The sequence below is a fragment of the Nocardiopsis kunsanensis DSM 44524 genome (genome assembly GCF_000340965.1).
Lineage (GTDB): Bacteria > Actinomycetota > Actinomycetes > Streptosporangiales > Streptosporangiaceae > Nocardiopsis > Nocardiopsis kunsanensis.
Genome location: NZ_ANAY01000016.1, coordinates 135148 through 152796, shown reverse-complemented (window position 1 = coordinate 152796; position 17649 = coordinate 135148). Strand labels below are relative to the sequence as shown.

Here is a 17649-nt window from a genome sequence, read left to right as displayed (position 1 = left end):
GGGGGCGACCCCCCGCACCCCCCGGTGTGCGCTCGCCGGGGCTCGCGCACGCGGGGTCTTTGTCCCGGCCCCGGACCAAGCCTCCACGCCGTGACGCGGGGGCCGCACCTCGTCACCGGCGCAGCAGGACCGAGACCCCCAGGAAGGGTTTGAGATACCACAGCTCCCCGATCCTGTGGTCCGCTGCCGGGCGCAGGCGCGCGGCCAGGTGCGGCGCCTGTTCGTGCAGGTAACGGCGGCCCCTGCGCGCATGGATGATGTTCGAGGCGATCTTGACCACGGCAAACCCTTCGATCAGCGGCACCGTTCTCCGAATGTTCTCCCAGGTGTTCTCGGCCTCTTCCTCCAGCACCACATCTGCCGGGTCGACCCCGAGGGCGTCGATCGCGTACTCGGCCATGACCGCGGACTCGGACCGCCTGTTCCGCCCGCGCCCCCGGCTGCGCCCCGTGAACACCAGGACACTCCGGCCGGCCTTCCGGTCCCGCGAACGCACCGCGACACGGGTGCGATAGCGCTGCACCGTGCTGAGCCGGTCGTCGCGGGTGCTGGGAAAACCGAGCACGACGATCGCTTCAGCACACCCGTGCTGCAACGGGGGCTGCACAGGCAGATATTGGCGGGACATACGTCGGCACTTCCACTCGCACCGAGCGAGAACCAGGACGAGGGCCGCGATGAAGCGAAGAGCCCGTTCCCGTCGCCCGTTCCGGACCGGTCCCATGTTCCTCTCACCCCGAGTCGGTCCCGCAGGCCTTCTGCGCAGCGGGATAGGTGACGTCCCCGGCCTCACCGACCATTGCGCCGGCAGTCAGGCCTGCGGTCTCGCTCCGACGGAGGCCGAGGATGTGGACGACCTCCTCACCACGGCCGAGGAGGTGGTCGGCGATGATCCGCCGGTGGCATTTCCACCACACCGCCTCCGAACACATCACGGTGGTGCAGTACTCACGGCCCCGGTCGCGCACCTGGTCCAGAGCGCTGCGGAAATCTTCGGAGAGAGCATGGTCGGCGTAGTTGTGGAAACTCCGGTTCCGCCACCAGCCGTTCACGTCGGGCGGTACTTCCTCGGAAGCGGGGCGGCGTCCGGTCAAACCTTGCGCGCGCCGGAAACCGATCCCCGCCTCGGCGAGGGCCGACGAGAGCGTGTCCTCGTTGAACTGCGGGTACCGGTTCGACCCCGGGAGCCGCCGCACGTCCACGACCAGTTCGATGCCGTACGCGTGGAGCAGCTCCGTGAACCCGGCCGACGTGTGGTTCGAATGGCCGACCGTGAAGAACCGGCGGCTCACCGGTCGTCGTCGACCAAACGCAGCGTGGACCCCTTGTGAGCCGCGATGTGGTCGGTCCTGTCGCTCTTGATCTCGTACTGCGGTTCCTCCGGGGAGGCCCGCCGGGTGTGGCCCTTGTACTCGAAGTCCTCGGTGTGCACCTTCGTGACTCTGCCGGAGACGTGGCCCGCTTCCGAGTTCCACATCACGTGGTCGCCGACCTCGAATTCATGAGACATCCGGATCTCCTCAGCGTTCGTGTCCTCGAGCACCCGCCCCCGTCCAGTCTTCCAGAGTGGAGGGTCCGTTCCCCTCCCGATCCGGTTCACCTGCGCGTCGGGGGTGTTTCCGTATCCGGTTCAACCCGGCAGGGCCTGTGGAACCCTGCCGGCGACGCCCCCGTTCCCCGGTTTTCCGCCTTCTGCGGAAAACCGCCTGGGCGTACCTACACTGGCGACATGGATGAGGGCACGGACGGTCAGGAGCCCCGCACGACTGAGGAGACCGGTCCCGTCGTTGCGGTGCTGGAACGGATCTGCGAGGAGCTCGCCCCCAGGCGCGAGGGGCAGGTCTCCGACTTCATCCCCGAACTCGCAGGGGCCGATCCGAACGCCTTCGGCCTTGCCGCGGTCAGTGCGCACGGCCGTTGTTACTCGGCGGGGGACGACGAGGCGGCCTTCACCGTGCAGTCCGTCTCCAAGCCCTTCGTCTACGCGATGGCACTCGAGGAACGCGGGCTCGACGACGTACACGCCCATGTGGGGGCGGAGCCGAGCGGGGAACCGTTCAACGCGATCAGCCTCGACGAGCAGGGCCGCCCGGAGAACCCGATGATCAACGCGGGCGCGATCGTGACGACCTCCCTGATCCGCGGCGAGGAGTCGCGCAGCCGCTTCGAGCGCATCCGTGCCGTACTCTCCTCCTTCGCCGGCCGGCACCTGTCCATGGACGAGGACTCCTACCGGTCCGAGGCCGGGACGGGGCACCGCAACCGGGCACTGGGGTACCTGAGCATGGCCGGTGGCGTACTGGAGGGATCGGTCGAGGAGGCCGTCCTGGACTACTTCAGGCAATGCGCGTTGAACGTCACGGTGGTCGATCTCGCGGTCATGGCGGCGACCCTGGCCTCGGGCGGCGTCAACCCGTTGACGGGGGAGCGGGTGATCTCGCGCCGCACTGCCCGGCACACCCTCTCGGTGATGACGAGCTGCGGCATGTACGACCGTGCGGGGGAGTGGGCGCTGAGGGTCGGGATCCCGGCCAAGAGCGGGGTGAGCGGCGGCATCCTGGCGGCGGCCCCGGGCTCGTTCGGGGTGGGTGTGTTCAGCCCGCCGCTGGACCACGCGGGCAACAGCGTGCGCGGGGTGGCGGCCCTGGAACAACTTTCGGAGAACTACGACCTGCACATGCTCCGGATCCCGTCCGAGCCGCCCTCGCCCGTGCACAGCATGACGCGCGCCGGAGGCACCCTCGACGTGCACCTGCGCGGTGACATCGATTTCCTCGCCGCCGAACAGGTCGTCTCCCGTTTGGCCGAGGCCGTGGACGACGCCCGGGTCACGTCTGTGACGGTCGAACTCGAGCGGGTCTCCGGGATCAGCCAGGCCGCCCGATCCCTGTTGACCGCAGAACTGGACGACCTCGACGGTGCCGGGGTGGAGGCCTCCATGAGTGAGCCGGCCGTCATCAACGAGGACAGCGAGGACTGAAGCGGTCCCCGCACCGGAAGAGACGGGCCGGCCCCGCAGCCCCGGGAAAAGTCACCCGGGCTTGTTCCCGACCCCTTGACCCCGGCCGTCCACAGGTGTCTAATCAACTTAGAGGTTGAACAACGGAAAGGTTGAATGAGCTGATGGCGACCGACCCGCTCAGTCTCACCTTCGCCGCACTCGCGGACCCGACCCGCCGAGCGCTCCTCGCCCGGCTGGCGGAGGGTGAGGCCACCGTCAACGAACTGGCGGAGCCGTTCGCCATGAGCCTCCAGGCGGTCTCCAAACACCTCAAGGTCCTGGAACGCGCCGGGCTCGTCATCCGCGGGCGTGCCGCGCAATGGCGCCCGTGCACGCTCGAGACCGCACCGCTGGAGGAGGTCTCCGACTGGCTCGGCCGTTACCGGGAGCAGTGGGAGGACCGCTTCACCCGCCTGGACGAGGAACTGCTCAGGATCCAGCACGGCACCGAGGGAGAACAGAACCATGAGTGACCTGAAGGTCGTAGTAGAACCCGGACGACAGGACATCGTCATCACCCGCACGTTCGACGCGCCCCGCGAGGCGGTCTTCGCGGCCATGACCGACCCGGACTCCATCGCCCGCTGGTGGGGCCTGGACGACACCGACACCCGTATCGACATCGCCGACGTCCGTGCGGGCGGGCGCTGGCGGTTCGTCGAGAGCGCCCCCGACGGTGCCGAGTACGGGTTCCGCGGTGTCTTCCACGAAGTCGCCGCCCCGGAACGCATGGTGCAGACCTTCGAGTTCGAGGGGATGCCCGGGCACGTGTCCATGGACACCTACACCTTGGAGGAGAGGGACGGACGTACCCTCTACACCTCCGTGTCGGTGTTCCAGAGCGTGGAGGACCGCGACGGCATGGTCGCCTCCGGTATGGAGAGCGGCCTGAAGCAGTCGCTGGACGCACTCGAGAAGCTGGTCGCGGAGCGGGCCTGACCGCACAGCATCCGCGGACCCAAGGCGGTCCACACCACGGATGAGGCCGCCCACCCGCGGAACACGGGACGTCCCGTACGCCCGCACGGCCGGTTCCGGAAGCCGGGGCCGGCCTCGCCCATGTGCGAGGAGCCACCCCGCCTCACCTGCCGGGGCCTGTGGACAACGCCCGTTCCTGTCACTACGGAACGGTAATGTCGTCCCGTGGCAGATCTCCCGGACGTTCCCTCCATGCTCGAAGCGGCCGTCGACGCCCTGGGCGGCACCCACCGAGAGGGCCAGGCGGCCATGGCCCTCGCCGCCTCCGAAGCGGTCGACCGACGCGAACACCTCGTGGTCCAGGCCGGCACCGGCACCGGCAAGTCACTGGCCTACCTCGTGCCCGCCGTCCGGCACGCCATGGCCGCCAGGACCACGGTCGTCGTCTCCACCGCGACCATCGCGCTGCAGAACCAGCTCATCGACCGAGACCTCCCGCGCCTGGCCCGGGCCCTGGCCCCGATGCTGCCGCGCGAGCCCACGTTCGCGGTCCTCAAGGGACGCCGCAACTACCTGTGCCGCAACCGGCTCCAGAACGCCGACGAGGAGGCCGAGGACACCGAACTCTTCGACCCCCGGCAGCTGTCCTCCCTGGGCCGCCAGGTCTCGCGCCTGCACGAATGGGCCGAGGAGACCGTCACCGGTGACCGCGACGAACTCGACCCCGGGGTGAGCGACCTCGCCTGGCGCCAGGTGTCGGTAGGGGGCAACGAGTGCGTCGGGGCCCGGGCCTGCCCCTTCGGCCAGGAGTGCTTCGCCGAGTTCGCCCGCGAGGCGGCCGGCGGCGTCGACGTCGTCGTGACCAACCACGCGATGCTCTCCATCGACATGCAGCAGGACTTCCATCTCCTGCCCGAGCACGACACGATCGTCATCGACGAAGCCCACGAGCTGGTCGACCGCGCAACCTCCGTGGCCACCGGGACCCTCACCGAACGCGCCGTCAACACCGCCGCCAAACGCGCCTCCCGCCTGGTCGAGGCCGGGATCAGCGAACGCCTCACCGAGTGCGCCGACGGACTGGCGATGATGTTCACCGAGGCCCCTGACGGACGCATGGACCAGATCGACGACGGGCTCGCCGGCGCGGTGGCCGCCACCCGGGACGCCGCCTCCGCGTGCGTGACCGCCATCGGCCCCTCACCCGGTGACCTGGACCCCGACACCGCCGTCGACCGACGTATGGCCCTGGCCGCCCTCAACGAGGTCCACGACGCAGCCGTCTCGGTCCTTCAGACCTACGACAAGGCCCTGCGTGACCGCACCGAGGTCGTCTGGCTCACCAAGGCTCCCTCCCGGCCGCCCTCGCTCAACGTCGCCCCGCTCAGCATCGGCGGCCTGCTGCGCGACAAACTCTTCGGCGATCGGACGGTCGTGCTGACCTCGGCCACCCTCACCCTGGGTGGGGACTTCCGTGCCCTGGCCGGGCAGTGGGGTCTGGGCCGCGAGGTCACCGAGGAGGACGCCGACCGCGCGGCCCGCGGCCTCGGACCCGCCTCCACCCCCGCCACGGGGGCCGTAGGAGAGGACGGGGACGAGGACGGCCCCCACCGCGCCGAGGGCGAACCCCGCTGGCGTGCCCTGGACGTGGGTTCCCCGTTCGAGCACGCACGCCGCGGCATCCTCTACGTCGCCACCCACCTGCCCCAGCCAGGCCGCGACGGGCTCGACCCCGCCTACCTCGACGAAATCGCCGAGCTCGTCGAAGCCGCCGACGGGCGGGCGCTGTGTCTGTTCTCCTCGATGCGCGCTGCCCAGCAGGCCACCGAGGAACTGCGCGAACGCCTGGACCATCCGATCCTGTGCCAGGGCGAGGACTCCACCGGACGGCTCGTGAGCCGCTTCGCCGAGGAGGAACGTTCCTGTCTGTTCGGCACCCTGTCGCTGTGGCAGGGGGTCGACGTGCCCGGGCCCTCCTTGTCCCTGGTGATCGTGGACCGCATCCCCTTCCCACGCCCCGACGACCCGCTCTCCTCGGCCCGCCAACGCTCGGTCAGCGCTCACGGCGGCAACGGTTTCCTCTCGGTGGCCGCCACCCACGCCGCGCTGTTGCTGGCCCAGGGCACCGGACGCCTGCTGCGCACCACCGAGGACCGGGGTGTGATCGCCGTGCTCGACCCTCGTCTGGCCAAGGCCCGTTACGGCGGATTCCTGAGGGCCTCGCTCCCGCCGTACTGGGGCACCAGCGACCCCGAGGTGGCCCGTTCGGCGCTACGCCGGTTGGCCGCTGCTCCCGCCGAACCCGCGGCCGCCGCAATCGGCTGAACCCGGACCTGGCCCGCCCGCGGCAGGAACCCGCCCGGTCGGCGGCTCCCGGACACGGACGGACGTGCGGGGGTCGGCGGCCCCCGCACGTCCCGGGGTGCTCGGACGCTCCGAAGCTCCGAGGGAGGATGTTCAGCCGCGGCTGCGGTAACCGAAGAGGCGGACGGCGTAACCGGGGGAGTCGTCCTCCGGCTCCTGGATGAACCAGCGGTCCTCGTTCTCGCCCACGAGCAGCTCGTTCCACATCATTTCGATCAGCTTGAGCCGGGAGACCACCGAGGCCTCGGGGTCGAGAACGATCGAGTACGTGTGGTCGGTCAGGCGTTGGGTCACCATGCCCACGGACTGGCCGTTCCAGATCGCCGGGACGGGGGCGTGCCCGATCTCCACCCCGCACAGGCGCAGCTGGTCCACCTCTTCGTCCAAGGCCTCGGCGGCGAGCGCACCGTCCAGTCTGAGGGCGTCCTCGAGCTCGTCGCGTTCCTCGTCGACGCGGAGATAGGCGTGATAGGTGCGGTACCCGCAGGTGCGGCACTTGCGCCGGACGACGCATCGGGCCAACCCGTAGGCCGACTGCGCCTCGCCGACACTCTGGTAGTCGCTCACCCCGCGAATCGTGCCGCACTCGCAGCACAAGGCAGTGAGATCCTGCTTCATCAGAGTCCCCCCTCCGAGGTGAGTATGCGACGAACCGAGGCGGTTAGGGAACCCGTCGGGACGGGAAGTCGCGGCAAGGAGTCGTCATCAATGCCCCAAACGGCGGACGAAGCAGGCCTTCTGTGGGGCGGCCCGTGTCCCGGAGTGGGAGGAAACACCCGGATCAGAGGGAGCGGTCACCCTTGTTCCGGGCGTTCCAGTCGCGCATCCGCTGCGGATAACCGACGATCTGCACGTCGTAGGCGGGCAGGGCGAGCTTCTTGGCGAGCTTGCGGATCGACTCCGGGGACCCGCACCGGCGCCGGGTCCACTCGCCGTCGGTGGCCACCGCGACCGCTGTGGTCTGGGTCGCGAAGGTCTCCGGCTCGACGAAGAACTCCACCCCCACGCGGGACTCGGCGAACTCCATCAGGGCCTTCATGTCGGCGTCCTCCGAGTCCCGGTCGAACCGGGCCCTGCTCTTGCGGTTGGCCTTGCGGAGCCCGAAACGGTCTCGCCATCCCATCTGAGGTCGCGTCCCCTCACACTCTGTCGATTCCGGAGCGGCCCGGGGCCGCCGGTCCTGCAGATCCGGCCCCGGGGCCCCGAGTGTATCGGGCGCCCTCGTTCTTCAGCAGTGGCCCGAAGCGTTACAGGGTACGGGTTTGCGCATTCTCATGACGTATCCGTGATTGCGCTGCTACCTTCAGTGCTCACGCGGCACATACAGGGGGAGATGACATGCCGATGTGGACATGGACGGGGGAGACCGCACGCAGGCTGCGCGATGCCGGCCAGCAGGAGCTGGCCGAGGCCGTGAGCGACCTGCCTGTACTGAGCGAGTCGGGTGACTCGGTACGGGTGGAGGCCACGGCACGCTCGGCACTGCGGGTGGCACGCCGCCTGGTGACCGAGGCCGGGACCGGGGAACCGGAGGTCCCCGGGCTCTTCGGCCCGCCCATGCTGTTCTTCTTGGCCCACTGGCCCATGGCCGTGCGGGTCGGGGCGCTCGCCGAAGGCGAACGTGCCCTGAAACAGGCCGAAGCGGCCGCCGCCGACGAACCCGGGCCCGAAACGCGGGGCCCGCTACCGGTCTCGGCGCTGGCCAACGCGGTGCGCTGCCACGCCAACGTCGACGCCCGAGGCACCACCGGGTTGCGCCGTGAACTCCTCTCCGGCCGACGGCTGGCAGGGTGGGAACGTACCCCCGCCTGGCCGGGGTTCGTCCTCGCCCGTGTCGACCTGCTCATCGACGAGGGCGCACCCGACCGCGCCGAGACCGAGCTGCGCCGTTTCGAACACACCGCTACCGGAACAGCGGTCCTGGACACCGGCGGGGTCTTCACGCTCGCCCGTGCCCTGCGCCATCAGGACCGGCACCGTGAGGCCCTGGCCACACTCGACCGTCTGGGCACCGAGCTTTCTGCACGGCGCGTCGGGCCCCGCGAACCCGCCTTGCGCCGCCGGGTGCGGTTCGAGCGGGCGCGGCTGCTGTCCTGGCTGGCCCGGTTGGGTGTGTGCTCGCCCAACGAGGCGATCGAGGCCCTGCCCACGGTCGAGGATGCAGAGGCGGTCCCGAGCCTGCGCCCTGCCTGGGTGGAGACCGCGGAGAACCTGGTGAGCCTGGGCGCGGTGCGCAACGACTGGCGCCTGGGCGTGCGGGTGACCACCTGGTCGCGTTACTTCGAGCGGGTCGGTGCGCCAGGACGGGGAGCGGAACTGGCCCTGGCCGCGGCCCGGCTGGCCGTAGCCAGGGGAGCCCGTTGGGTGGCCGCCTGCTCTGCGCGGCGGGCGGAGGAACTCATCACCCACCTGGGCAGGACCGCAGAGATCCGTGGTGACCTGGGCGAGGTGCGTTCGATGATCACGGCGATGCGGCCCGTGGAGCCCGAGGCCCCGGCCGACCGGATCCTCACCCATCTGCGTTCGTTGCCCCATGACCGTGTCGACCCCGAGCACCAGGCCGAACAAGTCAACGTCGCCCTGGCGAGCATGCCGCACGACACCCCGCTCCTGACAGCGCTGGGACAGGTCGGGCGCACGCTCATGCTCTCCGACGTGGCCACCGAACCCCAGTGGCGGCACGTGCGTGAGACCCCAGGCGACCAGAAGGCGGCGCTCTCACTGCTGGAGACGCTCCTGCACGACAACGACACCGCGGGGGTCAGGACCCTGGTACGTACTCTGGCGGCCGGCGCCCTGAACGACGTACCGGCCGACGACCCCCTCGCCCCCGCGGCACCAGCCGTCACAGCCCCGACTTCGGCCTCGGCAGCGGGGCAGACGGCCGGAACCGGTCACCGTGCCGAGGCGCAACCTCAGCGGGCGCTCTGAACGCCATGGCCGGGGAGGCACACACCCGCACCCGAGAGCGCTCGGAGCTGTCGGCCCGGTGTGAGCCCCGTACCGGCTGCTGCAGAGTGCCCGTCGGGTACACGCCCGCCACCGGTGGACGGGGCCGCCTGCGGGGGAGCGGTGTCAGAGAGGCCGGGCAGTGCTCTCCAACGCCATGAGGGCACGTCCGGCCGGATACGTCAGAGCGGCCGTGGGCAGCTCCGCGGGGCGTCCGCTGGCCAGGACCCGCACCCGGCCCGGGCGTCCCTGGTGGGGCAGGTCGCCGACCCGCCGCAGGGTCTGAGCGGCCACAGCGTGGGCGGCCGTGTGGAGCGCGACGCCTTCGCCCAGGCCCGCGACGATCTGCTCGCCGACCAGGTCGTAGTGGGTACAACCCAGCACCACCGCGCGCACGTCCGGGGGTGTGAGGCCCGCGGCGTAGGAGACGGCATCGGCGACCTCGAGAGGATCGGCCGACTCCACCGCTTCGGCCAGGCCGACGCAGGCCACAGCGGTCACCTCCAGCCCCTCGGCGAAGGTGTCGACGAGGCGCCGTTGGTAACCGCTGCGGGTGGTGGCCGCGGTCGACCACACGGCGATGGGCCCGCCCGAGCGCGCGGCCGGTTTGATCGCCGGCACCGTGCCGATGACCGGTACGGCCGGCTCGAACTCCTCGCGCAGGCGCGAGAGCCCGTGCACGGACGCGGTGTTGCAGGGCACGACGACCGCGTCCACCCCGCCCGCCGCCTCCCAGGCCGCGCGGGCTCCGGCCAGGGCACGCCCGATGACCTCGTCGGGGGTACGGGCACCCCAGGGCATGTGGTCCGGGTCCATGGACAGGAACAGGTCGGCGTCGGGCCGCGCGGCGTGCACCGCGGCCGCGGTCGAGAGCATGCCGATACCGGAGTCAACGAGAGCGATGCGCACGAGTACCGATGATATGTGAGCCGGTCACCACGGAGCGGCGCCAACACCCGAGGCGCACGGGGACTGAACGACACGTGAAGAAATGGGGTGGCCACCGCGCTTTGCCGACAGGTAGAACGGGGGGAAGCGGCCCGCCCCGGCGGCCCCGTCAGGTCGGCCGTGCCGGGCTGTGAGTCACCGACACCGGAAACGGGAGAAGGATGACCTCTCAACAGCAAGGAACGGCCGAGGACTCCGAGCCCGGCCGTCACGGTCTGGCCCGACACGTGGCAGCCGTGCAGAAACTGCGCAGGGACTTCCAGGCCCTGCCCCAAGGCGCCCCCGTCCGCCTTGCCAAGCCCACCTCGAACCTCTTCCGCTTCCGCGAGCCCTCCTCCGCCCCCGCACTGGACGTGTCCGCTTTCGACGGTGTGATCTCCATCGACCCGGTGGAGCGCCTGGCCGACGTGGGCGGGATGACCACCTACGAGGATCTGGTTGCGGCCACCCTGCCGCACGGGCTCATGCCCAACGTCGTGCCGCAGCTGCGCACCATCACTCTGGGCGGGGCCGTCACCGGCATGGGTATCGAAGCCTCCTCTTTCCGCTCGGGGCTGCCGCACGAGGCCGTCCAGGAGATGGAGATCCTCACCGGCAGCGGGGAGATCGTCACCGCCACCCGGGACAACGCACACGCCGATCTCTTCCGTGGTTTTCCCAACTCCTACGGCACTCTCGGCTATGCCCTCCGCCTGCGCATCGAGCTCGAACCCGTCGGCCCCTACGTGCACCTGCGCCACCTGCGTTTCTCCGACAACCGCGAGGCCATGGAGGCGCTCGACCGCATCTGCGCCGACGCCGAGTACGAGGGAGCCCGCGTCGACTTCGTGGACGGGGTCTCCTTCGGCCCCGACGAGCTGTACCTGACGGTGGCCCGCTTCACCGACTCCGCGCCCTGGACCAGTGACTACACCGGACAGGACATCTACTACCGCTCCATCCCCCGTCTGGCCGGTCGTGGCCCGGGCGACTACCTCACCACCCACGACTACCTGTGGCGGTGGGACACCGACTGGTTCTGGTGCTCACGGGCCTTCGGTGCGCAGAACCCGGTGGTGCGCGCCCTGTGGCCCCGGGCCCTCAAACGCTCCGACGTCTACCGCCGCCTGGTCGCCTGGGACCGCAGCACCGACTTCTCCCGGCTGCTCAACCTCTACCGGGGCAGACCCCAGCAGGAACCCCTGATCCAGGACGTCGAGGTGGAGGTGGAGAGGGGCGCGGAGTTCCTCGACTTCTTCCACGACGAGATCGGGATGTCGCCTGTGTGGATGTGCCCGCTGCGCCTGCGTGAACCGCGCCGCGGCACGCATCAGGGGCCGGTCTGGCCGCTGTACCCGCTGCAGGAGGACCGCCTCTACGTCAACTTCGGTTTCTGGGGGCTGGTCGACATGCTGCCGGGCCAGCGGCGGGCCCACCACAACCGGCGGGTGGAGGAGGAGGTGGACCGCCTCGGCGGCCACAAGTCCCTGTACTCGGACTCCTTCTACGGGCAGGACGAGTTCTGGGAGCTCTACAACGGCGCGGCCTACGGGGAACTCAAGAACACCTACGACCCGCACGGCAGGTTGCTCGACCTGTACGCCAAGTGCGTGGGCAACCGCTGAGACGGGACAGGAGCACCGGGAAGCGACCCTTGCCCATGGGCCGCATCCTTCGAGAGGAGAGGACTGCAACATGCGGCTTGCCGAGATCTTCGAACGTGTCGTCGGACCCGACGCACCCATCCGATTCACCGCCTACGACGGGAGCAGAGCCGGGGACCCCGACAGCGGGATCGCTCTGCACGTGCGTACCCCCGTCGCGGTCAACTACTTCGCCCAGTCGCCGAACGCGGTCGGCCTGACCCGTGCCTACGTCTCCGGGCACCTCGATCTCGAGGGCGACATGTACACCGCTCTGAGTACCGTGTCCGACTTCGCCCTGGCCGAGGACAACAACCTGTCCCTGGCCGACGTGGCGGCCATCGTCAGGTCCGTGGGCTGGGTCAAGTTCGTCAACCGGGTCGCCCCGCCGCCGCAGGAGGCCGGCCGGGGCAGGCTCGCGAGCATGGGGTGGCGCCACTCGCGCCGGCGCGACGCCGAGGTGATCCACCACCACTACGACATCTCCAACCGTTTCTACGAGATGGTCCTGGGACCGAGCATGACCTACACGTGCGCGGTCTTCGACGACGGGGACGGCCGCCTCGACCGGGTCGGTGAGGACGACGGGGCCCTGGAGAGCGCGCAGGAACGCAAGTACGAGCTGGTCGCCCGTAAGCTCGAGCTGCGCAAGGGCATGCGCCTGCTCGACGTGGGCTGCGGCTGGGGCGGCATGGTGCTGCACGCCGCCCGCGAGCACGGTGTGAAGGCGCTCGGTGTGACGCTTTCCAAGGAACAGGCCGAGTGGGCCTCCAAGCGCATCGCGCAGGAGGGGCTGGGCGACCTGGCCGAGGTCCGCCACATGGACTACCGGGACGTGCCCGACGGCACCTTCGACCGGATCAGTTCGATCGGGCTCACCGAACACGTGGGCGCGAAGAACCTCGACACCTATTTCGTCTCCCTGTACGACAAGCTCGTTCCGGGCGGACGGCTTCTCAACCACTGCATCACCCGTCCGCGCAACGATCTGCCGCGTATGAGGCCCAACGGGGTCATCAACCGGTACGTGTTCCCCGACGGGCAGCTGGAGGGACCCGCCGAGCTCCAGATGTCGATGAACGACGCGGGTTTCGAGATCCGCCACCAGGAGAACCTGCGTGAACACTACGCCCTGACCCTGCGCCACTGGGGGGCCAACCTCGAACGCCACTGGGGCGAGGCGGTCGCCGAGGTCGGGGAAGGTACGGCACGGCTCTGGCGCCTGTACATGGCCGGGTGCGTGCTCGGCTTCGAGAAGGACGTCGTGCAGCTCCACCAGATCCTCGGTACGAAGCTCGACGGCACCGACAGCCGGATGCCGCTGCGCCCGGAGTTCTGATCCCGCGGCCCCAGCCGGCGTCCCCGGGGCGTTCGCCCTGCGGTGACGCCGGCGCCGTGCCGTCCGCACCGCCCCCCGCAGGCGGCATGATGGACCCGGCCCCACTGTCCAGCACCCCGAAGGGACCCACCGTGTCCGCAGACGACAGCGCCCCGTCCGGCGACCGGAACGAAGGATCCGAACCGCCCGAACAGGTCAGGAGAACGGCCGTCGACCTCGTCGCGGCCTACGCCGAGCACGACCGCGAGAAGCTGGACCGGGTGATCCCCCCGGCCGCCGACCACGCCGACGCGATCGTCTCGGAACTGAAGGTGCTCGCCGCCTTCCTCAGCCGGCGGGTCCAGGAGACCGGTGTCATGTGGAAACCGGCCGACTCGCGCGAGGCCGTGGCCCGCACCGTCGCCGAGATGCTGCCCCCGGAACTGGAGTTCGCCGTCTCCACCGCTTGGGAGGCGCACTCCCTGGGGGAGGAGGAGATCGCCGAACGGTTCACCCGGGGCGACCCCATGGTCTACGCACACATGCTCGCGGCCTTCTGCGCCGCGATCGGCCTCGCCGTGTACAAACAGGCCGAACTCGTCTCGACGTTGCGCCAGGTGAGCAGGGTCGGTGAGTGAGATCCCGCGTCGGAGGCGGAGGGTCGGGGACCGGGCCCGGGGCGGGCACAACACTCTCGGGTCCTAACAGCTCAGACACAACGTCGAGTTGTTTACTTCACAACGTGGCGTTCCTTACGTAGGTTTCCTACCAACCCTTTGGGGACCTCGACAGGAACGGGAGGCGCGCCGATGGCTCGCAGACCACTACTCACCCACGCACCCCTCCCCGCGGCCGCACTCGCCCTCGTTCTGGCCGTCACCGCGTGCGGCGACGGTGGCGGCGACGACGGCGGGGGTGACATCTCCGCGACCGACACCCTCACCGTGTGGATCATGGAGGGCACCAACCCCGACGCGACCGGCTTCTTCGAGGAGGCCAACGAGGCCTTCACCGAGGAACACGGTGTGGACGTCGAGGTGGAGTTCGTCCCCTGGGCCGACGCCCAGGACAAGATCACCACCTCCATGGCCGGTGACACCATGCCCGACGTCGTGGAGCTGGGCACCACGTTCGTCCCGGACTTCTCCGACGCCGGCGCCCTGCACGACGTGGCCCCGTCCATCGACGACCTCTCCGCCTACAACGAGGAGATGCTCGAGATGGGCAGGATCGACGACGCCGTGTACTCGGTGCCCTGGTACGCGGCGGTCCGGTCGATGGTCTACCGCACCGACGTGTTCGAGGAGCACGGGGCCGAGGAACCCGAGAACTGGGAGGAGATGCGCCGGACCGCCCTCGACCTGGCCGAGGCCGAGGAGGACATGATCGCTTTCCCGGTGCCCGGTGACGCCCAGTACTCGGTCATGCCGTGGATCTGGGGCGGCGGCGCCGAGATCGCGGTCGAGCAGGACGACGGCACCTGGGTCTCGGAGATCGACAGTGACGGTGCCCGCGAGGGGCTGCAGTTCTTCACCGGCCTCGCCCTGGAGGACGACCTGTCCACAACCGGCGCCGTGAACTGGAACGAGATCGACGTCATGGAGTCCTTCTCCGACGGGGACACCATCATGGCGCTCCTCGGCAACGCCAACCCGAAGGCGATCGTGGAGAACAACCCCGACCTCGAGGGCAACATCGGCGTCTTCCCGATCCCCGGACAGGAGGAGGGCTACACCGACTCCTTCGCCGGAGGATCCAACCTCTCCGTCTTCGAGGACACCGGAAACGAGGCGGCCGGGGTCGCCTACGTCGAGCACCTCACCTCCCCCGAATGGTCCGTGCGGTGGGCCGACGAGACCGGGTTCTTCCCGGGCGGTGTCGACGAACTCCAGGAGTACGTGGAGTCGGAGGACCCCACGGTCCAGCCCTTCGCGGTCCAGTTGGACGAAGCGGGCCGCGCCACCCCGGCCACGCCCGAGTGGGGCCAGGTCGAGTCCGAGAACATCATCGTCGGTATGCAGCAGGACATCCTCAACGGCAACGCGACCGTCGATGAGGCCACCGAGAGCGCCGCCGACGACATCGAGCGCATCCTCAACGGGGGTTAACACGTGGGTACACCGGTCTCCACACGACCCGGTGGGCCGAAGCAGGGTGCGAAGGGGACGCCCGGAGGCACTGTCTCCCGGCGTCCCCGCACGTTGATGAGTATGCGCGGACGCCGTACTGCGCTGCCGTGGCTGCTCCTGGCCCCGCCCTTGTTCGTCATCGGGGCGCTCCTGCTCTTCCCGCTGGGCAGGATCGTATGGCTGTCCACACGGGAGTACGGCCTGCGCGAACTGGTCTCCGGCCGGTCGGAGTTCATCGGGTTCGACAACTACGTCGACCTGCTCACCGACCCGTACCTGTGGAACGTGGTGCTGCTGAACACCGTGGTGTTCGCGGTCGTCGCGGTCGTGACCACGGTCGTGCTGGGCACCCTGGTGGCGCTCCTGCTGGTCAACCTCCGGGTGGTCCCGCGGGTGATCGTGATTTCCTGCATCATGGTCGCCTGGGCCATGCCGGTGGTCAGCGGCACCTACGTGTGGATCTGGATCTTCGACGTCGACCAGGGTGTGGTCGCCCAGGCCCTCATGAACCTCGGTGTGATCGGCCAGGAAGGCCACAACTGGTTCGCCGACCGGTTCTGGTTCTACGCGATCGTCACACTCAACATCGTGCACAGCGGTTTCCCGTTCGTCGCCGTCACGGTGCTGGCAGGTCTGCTGACCGTGCCCAAGGAACTGCAGGAGGCCGCACTCATCGACGGTGCCGGCCCCTGGAAACGCTTCTGGCACGTGACCTTCCCGGTGCTGCGCCCGGTCTTCGCGGTGGTCACCATCCTGTCCACCATCTGGGACTTCAAGGTGTTCGCGCAGATCTACCTGATGCCCGGCGGTGACGTCAGCGGGTCCGACGTGCTCAACCTGGGGGTGTGGGCCTACATCAGTTCCTTCGGCAACAACGACTACGGGACGGGTTCGGCCGTCGCGGTCATCCTCACCCTGTTGTTGCTGGCCATCACGATCGTGTACCTGCGGTCGCTGTTCAAGGACGACGAACTGTGAAGGCGGCGGCCACGCCCCGGCACCGGTCGGCGGGCAGGAGGGGTGGTGCGGTGCACGGGGCCGCCCGGTCAGCGCGAGGGGCCGGCGAGTTCGTCGCGCACGCGGCGCCAGTCCACCGAGGCCAGGGAACGCCGGTCCAGGTCCTCCCGCACCGCGCCCATGGTGCGCAGGTCGAAGGCGCTCAGCGGGCGGCCGTCGTCGTTGGACTGGTTGACGAGGTTGTGCACGTACGCGTACAGGCGCCGGCCGGTCGGGTCGGCCATCGCGTGCCACACCGCGCTCTCCCGGAACCGGGCGTCGTGCGGCAGCCAACTGATGACGACCTCCGTGGGGGAGGGCCCGTCGAGCTCGTACACGCCTGGCCGCCCTTCGTCCGCCGTACTCGTGTGGGGCCCACCGGACGGCGGCCCCGGACTTCGCCGGATTCTAGGGCATCGAGCCCGAATGTCCATGTTCCGCCCGCACGACAGTCCGCGCCCGCCGGGCGCCGCGTCCACGAGGAGACCCGTTGAGCACGCGCACCGCACCGATATCGGAGCCCACCCCATGGGAGAGCCAGGTACACCGGGCCCGCCTACGGGGCGAGGCGTCGCGGATGTGGCGCCTGCTCGGCAAGTGCCTGGCCGTGAGCGCTCTGCTGCTGTTCACGCTCTTTCCCGTCTATTTCATGGTTGTCAGTGCCTTCTCCGACAGCGCCACCTCGGGCACCGGGGCACTGCTGCCCACCAACCCCTCACTGGACAACTTCGTCCACGTCCTCATCGAGGGCAACTTCACGACCTACCTGGTCAACTCCCTGTCCGTCGCCGGTATCACCGTGGCCGGTGCGTGCGTTCTGGCCCTGCTGGCGTCGGTGGCGGTGGCACGGTTCCGGTTCAAGTTCCGCACCTCGGTGCTGGTCATGATCCTCATCGTGCAGATGGTGCCGTTGGAGGCGCTGGTCATCCCGCTGTTCCTGCAGGTGCGCGACCTGCAGCTCCTCAACACCCTCCTGGGGCTGGGCATCGTCTACGTGGCGCTGTCGCTGCCGCTGGCGGTGTGGATGATGCGCGGGTTCGTGGCCGCAGTACCCGTGGAGGTGGAGGAAGCCGCCTACATCGACGGCGCTTCGTGGCCGGTCATGTTCTGGAAGGTGCTCTTCCCCCTCGTTGCACCCGGCCTCGTGGCCACCGCGATCTTCTCCTTCATCGTGGCCTGGAACGAGTTCGTGCTGGCGCTGACCTTCATGCAGCAGAGCGACAAGTACACGGTCGCCGTGGGGTTGCGCCAGTTCTTCGGCCAGTACGCCAACGAGTGGGGCCACGTCATGGCGGCCTCCACGATCATCACGATCCCGGTGATGGTCTTCTTCGTCCTCGTCCAGCGCTACCTGGCCGCCGGTCTGGTGCAGGGAGCGGTCAAGGGATGAGCCCGGGCCCGCCC

The 17649-nt window shown here is 69.5% G+C and carries 18 protein-coding genes; 11 read left to right on the top strand and 7 right to left on the bottom strand.

The window, feature by feature from the left end; genetic code table 11:
- Positions 1 to 112 precede the first annotated feature (112 nt).
- The 3 genes from D456_RS0113055 to D456_RS0113045 all read right to left on the bottom strand — a co-directional run bounded on the left by D456_RS0113055 (position 113) and on the right by D456_RS0113045 (position 1510).
- Entirely contained in the window at positions 113 to 628 is a 516-nt protein-coding gene (locus D456_RS0113055; protein WP_230480035.1) for a YdcF family protein, read from the bottom strand.
- A 103-nt stretch (positions 629 to 731) separates the two neighbouring features.
- On the bottom strand, positions 732 to 1292 hold the full coding sequence (locus D456_RS0113050; RefSeq protein ID WP_017576626.1) for a DUF488 domain-containing protein: 561 nt from the start codon (positions 1290 to 1292) through the stop codon (positions 732 to 734).
- Entirely contained in the window at positions 1289 to 1510 is a 222-nt protein-coding gene (locus D456_RS0113045) for a hypervirulence associated TUDOR domain-containing protein (RefSeq protein ID WP_026115822.1), read from the bottom strand. Before D456_RS0113045 ends, D456_RS0113050 begins: the two co-directional genes overlap by 4 nt.
- A gap of 219 nt (positions 1511 to 1729) precedes the next feature.
- Between D456_RS0113045 and glsA the strand changes: the two genes are divergently transcribed.
- The 4 genes from glsA to D456_RS0113025 all read left to right on the top strand — a co-directional run bounded on the left by glsA (position 1730) and on the right by D456_RS0113025 (position 6244).
- On the top strand, positions 1730 to 2980 hold the full coding sequence (gene glsA / locus D456_RS0113040; protein WP_017576624.1) for a glutaminase A: 1251 nt from the start codon (positions 1730 to 1732) through the stop codon (positions 2978 to 2980).
- 143 nt (positions 2981 to 3123) lie between these two features.
- A complete protein-coding gene (locus D456_RS0113035; RefSeq protein WP_017576623.1) occupies positions 3124 to 3474 on the top strand; it encodes an ArsR/SmtB family transcription factor in 351 nt (116 codons plus the stop codon).
- Complete coding sequence (locus D456_RS0113030; protein ID WP_017576622.1) at positions 3467 to 3940, top strand: SRPBCC family protein; 474 nt, start codon at positions 3467 to 3469, stop codon at positions 3938 to 3940. The genes D456_RS0113035 and D456_RS0113030 overlap by 8 nt, the downstream gene beginning before the upstream one ends.
- 204 nt (positions 3941 to 4144) lie before the next feature.
- On the top strand, positions 4145 to 6244 hold the full coding sequence (locus D456_RS0113025) for an ATP-dependent DNA helicase (protein WP_017576621.1): 2100 nt from the start codon (positions 4145 to 4147) through the stop codon (positions 6242 to 6244).
- Between the two features lie 132 nt (positions 6245 to 6376).
- Here the strand turns inward: D456_RS0113025 and D456_RS0113020 are convergent, their stop codons facing one another.
- A complete protein-coding gene (locus D456_RS0113020) occupies positions 6377 to 6901 on the bottom strand; it encodes a DUF6315 family protein (protein WP_026115821.1) in 525 nt (174 codons plus the stop codon).
- Between the two features lie 163 nt (positions 6902 to 7064).
- Positions 7065 to 7406, bottom strand: coding sequence for a hypothetical protein (locus D456_RS0113015; protein WP_017576619.1), 342 nt, complete (start codon positions 7404 to 7406; stop codon positions 7065 to 7067).
- 215 nt (positions 7407 to 7621) lie between these two features.
- On the opposite strand from D456_RS0113015, the gene D456_RS0113010 reads away from it, so the two are divergent.
- Complete coding sequence (locus D456_RS0113010) at positions 7622 to 9214, top strand: hypothetical protein (RefSeq protein WP_017576618.1); 1593 nt, start codon at positions 7622 to 7624, stop codon at positions 9212 to 9214.
- A 144-nt stretch (positions 9215 to 9358) separates the two neighbouring features.
- Here D456_RS0113010 and D456_RS0113005 read toward each other — a convergent pair whose 3' ends face one another.
- On the bottom strand, positions 9359 to 10141 hold the full coding sequence (locus D456_RS0113005) for a glutamate racemase (protein ID WP_017576617.1): 783 nt from the start codon (positions 10139 to 10141) through the stop codon (positions 9359 to 9361).
- A 200-nt stretch (positions 10142 to 10341) separates the two neighbouring features.
- On the opposite strand from D456_RS0113005, the gene D456_RS0113000 reads away from it, so the two are divergent.
- The 5 genes from D456_RS0113000 (at position 10342) to D456_RS0112980 (ending at position 16227) form a co-directional block, all read left to right on the top strand.
- A complete protein-coding gene (locus D456_RS0113000) occupies positions 10342 to 11784 on the top strand; it encodes an FAD-binding oxidoreductase (RefSeq protein ID WP_017576616.1) in 1443 nt (480 codons plus the stop codon).
- 70 nt (positions 11785 to 11854) lie between these two features.
- A complete protein-coding gene (locus D456_RS0112995; protein WP_017576615.1) occupies positions 11855 to 13141 on the top strand; it encodes an SAM-dependent methyltransferase in 1287 nt (428 codons plus the stop codon).
- 131 nt (positions 13142 to 13272) lie between these two features.
- A complete protein-coding gene (locus tag D456_RS0112990) occupies positions 13273 to 13758 on the top strand; it encodes a hypothetical protein (protein ID WP_026115820.1) in 486 nt (161 codons plus the stop codon).
- A gap of 171 nt (positions 13759 to 13929) precedes the next feature.
- Positions 13930 to 15228, top strand: a complete 1299-nt coding sequence (locus tag D456_RS0112985) for a sugar ABC transporter substrate-binding protein (protein ID WP_017576613.1) — start codon at positions 13930 to 13932, stop codon at positions 15226 to 15228.
- Positions 15229 to 15330: 102 nt separating this feature from the next.
- Complete coding sequence (locus D456_RS0112980; RefSeq protein WP_017576612.1) at positions 15331 to 16227, top strand: carbohydrate ABC transporter permease; 897 nt, start codon at positions 15331 to 15333, stop codon at positions 16225 to 16227.
- A gap of 68 nt (positions 16228 to 16295) precedes the next feature.
- Here the strand turns inward: D456_RS0112980 and D456_RS0112975 are convergent, their stop codons facing one another.
- On the bottom strand, positions 16296 to 16583 hold the full coding sequence (locus D456_RS0112975) for a hypothetical protein (RefSeq protein ID WP_017576611.1): 288 nt from the start codon (positions 16581 to 16583) through the stop codon (positions 16296 to 16298).
- Between the two features lie 239 nt (positions 16584 to 16822).
- Between D456_RS0112975 and D456_RS0112970 the strand changes: the two genes are divergently transcribed.
- On the top strand, positions 16823 to 17635 hold the full coding sequence (locus D456_RS0112970; RefSeq protein ID WP_017576610.1) for a carbohydrate ABC transporter permease: 813 nt from the start codon (positions 16823 to 16825) through the stop codon (positions 17633 to 17635).
- Positions 17636 to 17649: the final 14 nt, after the last annotated feature.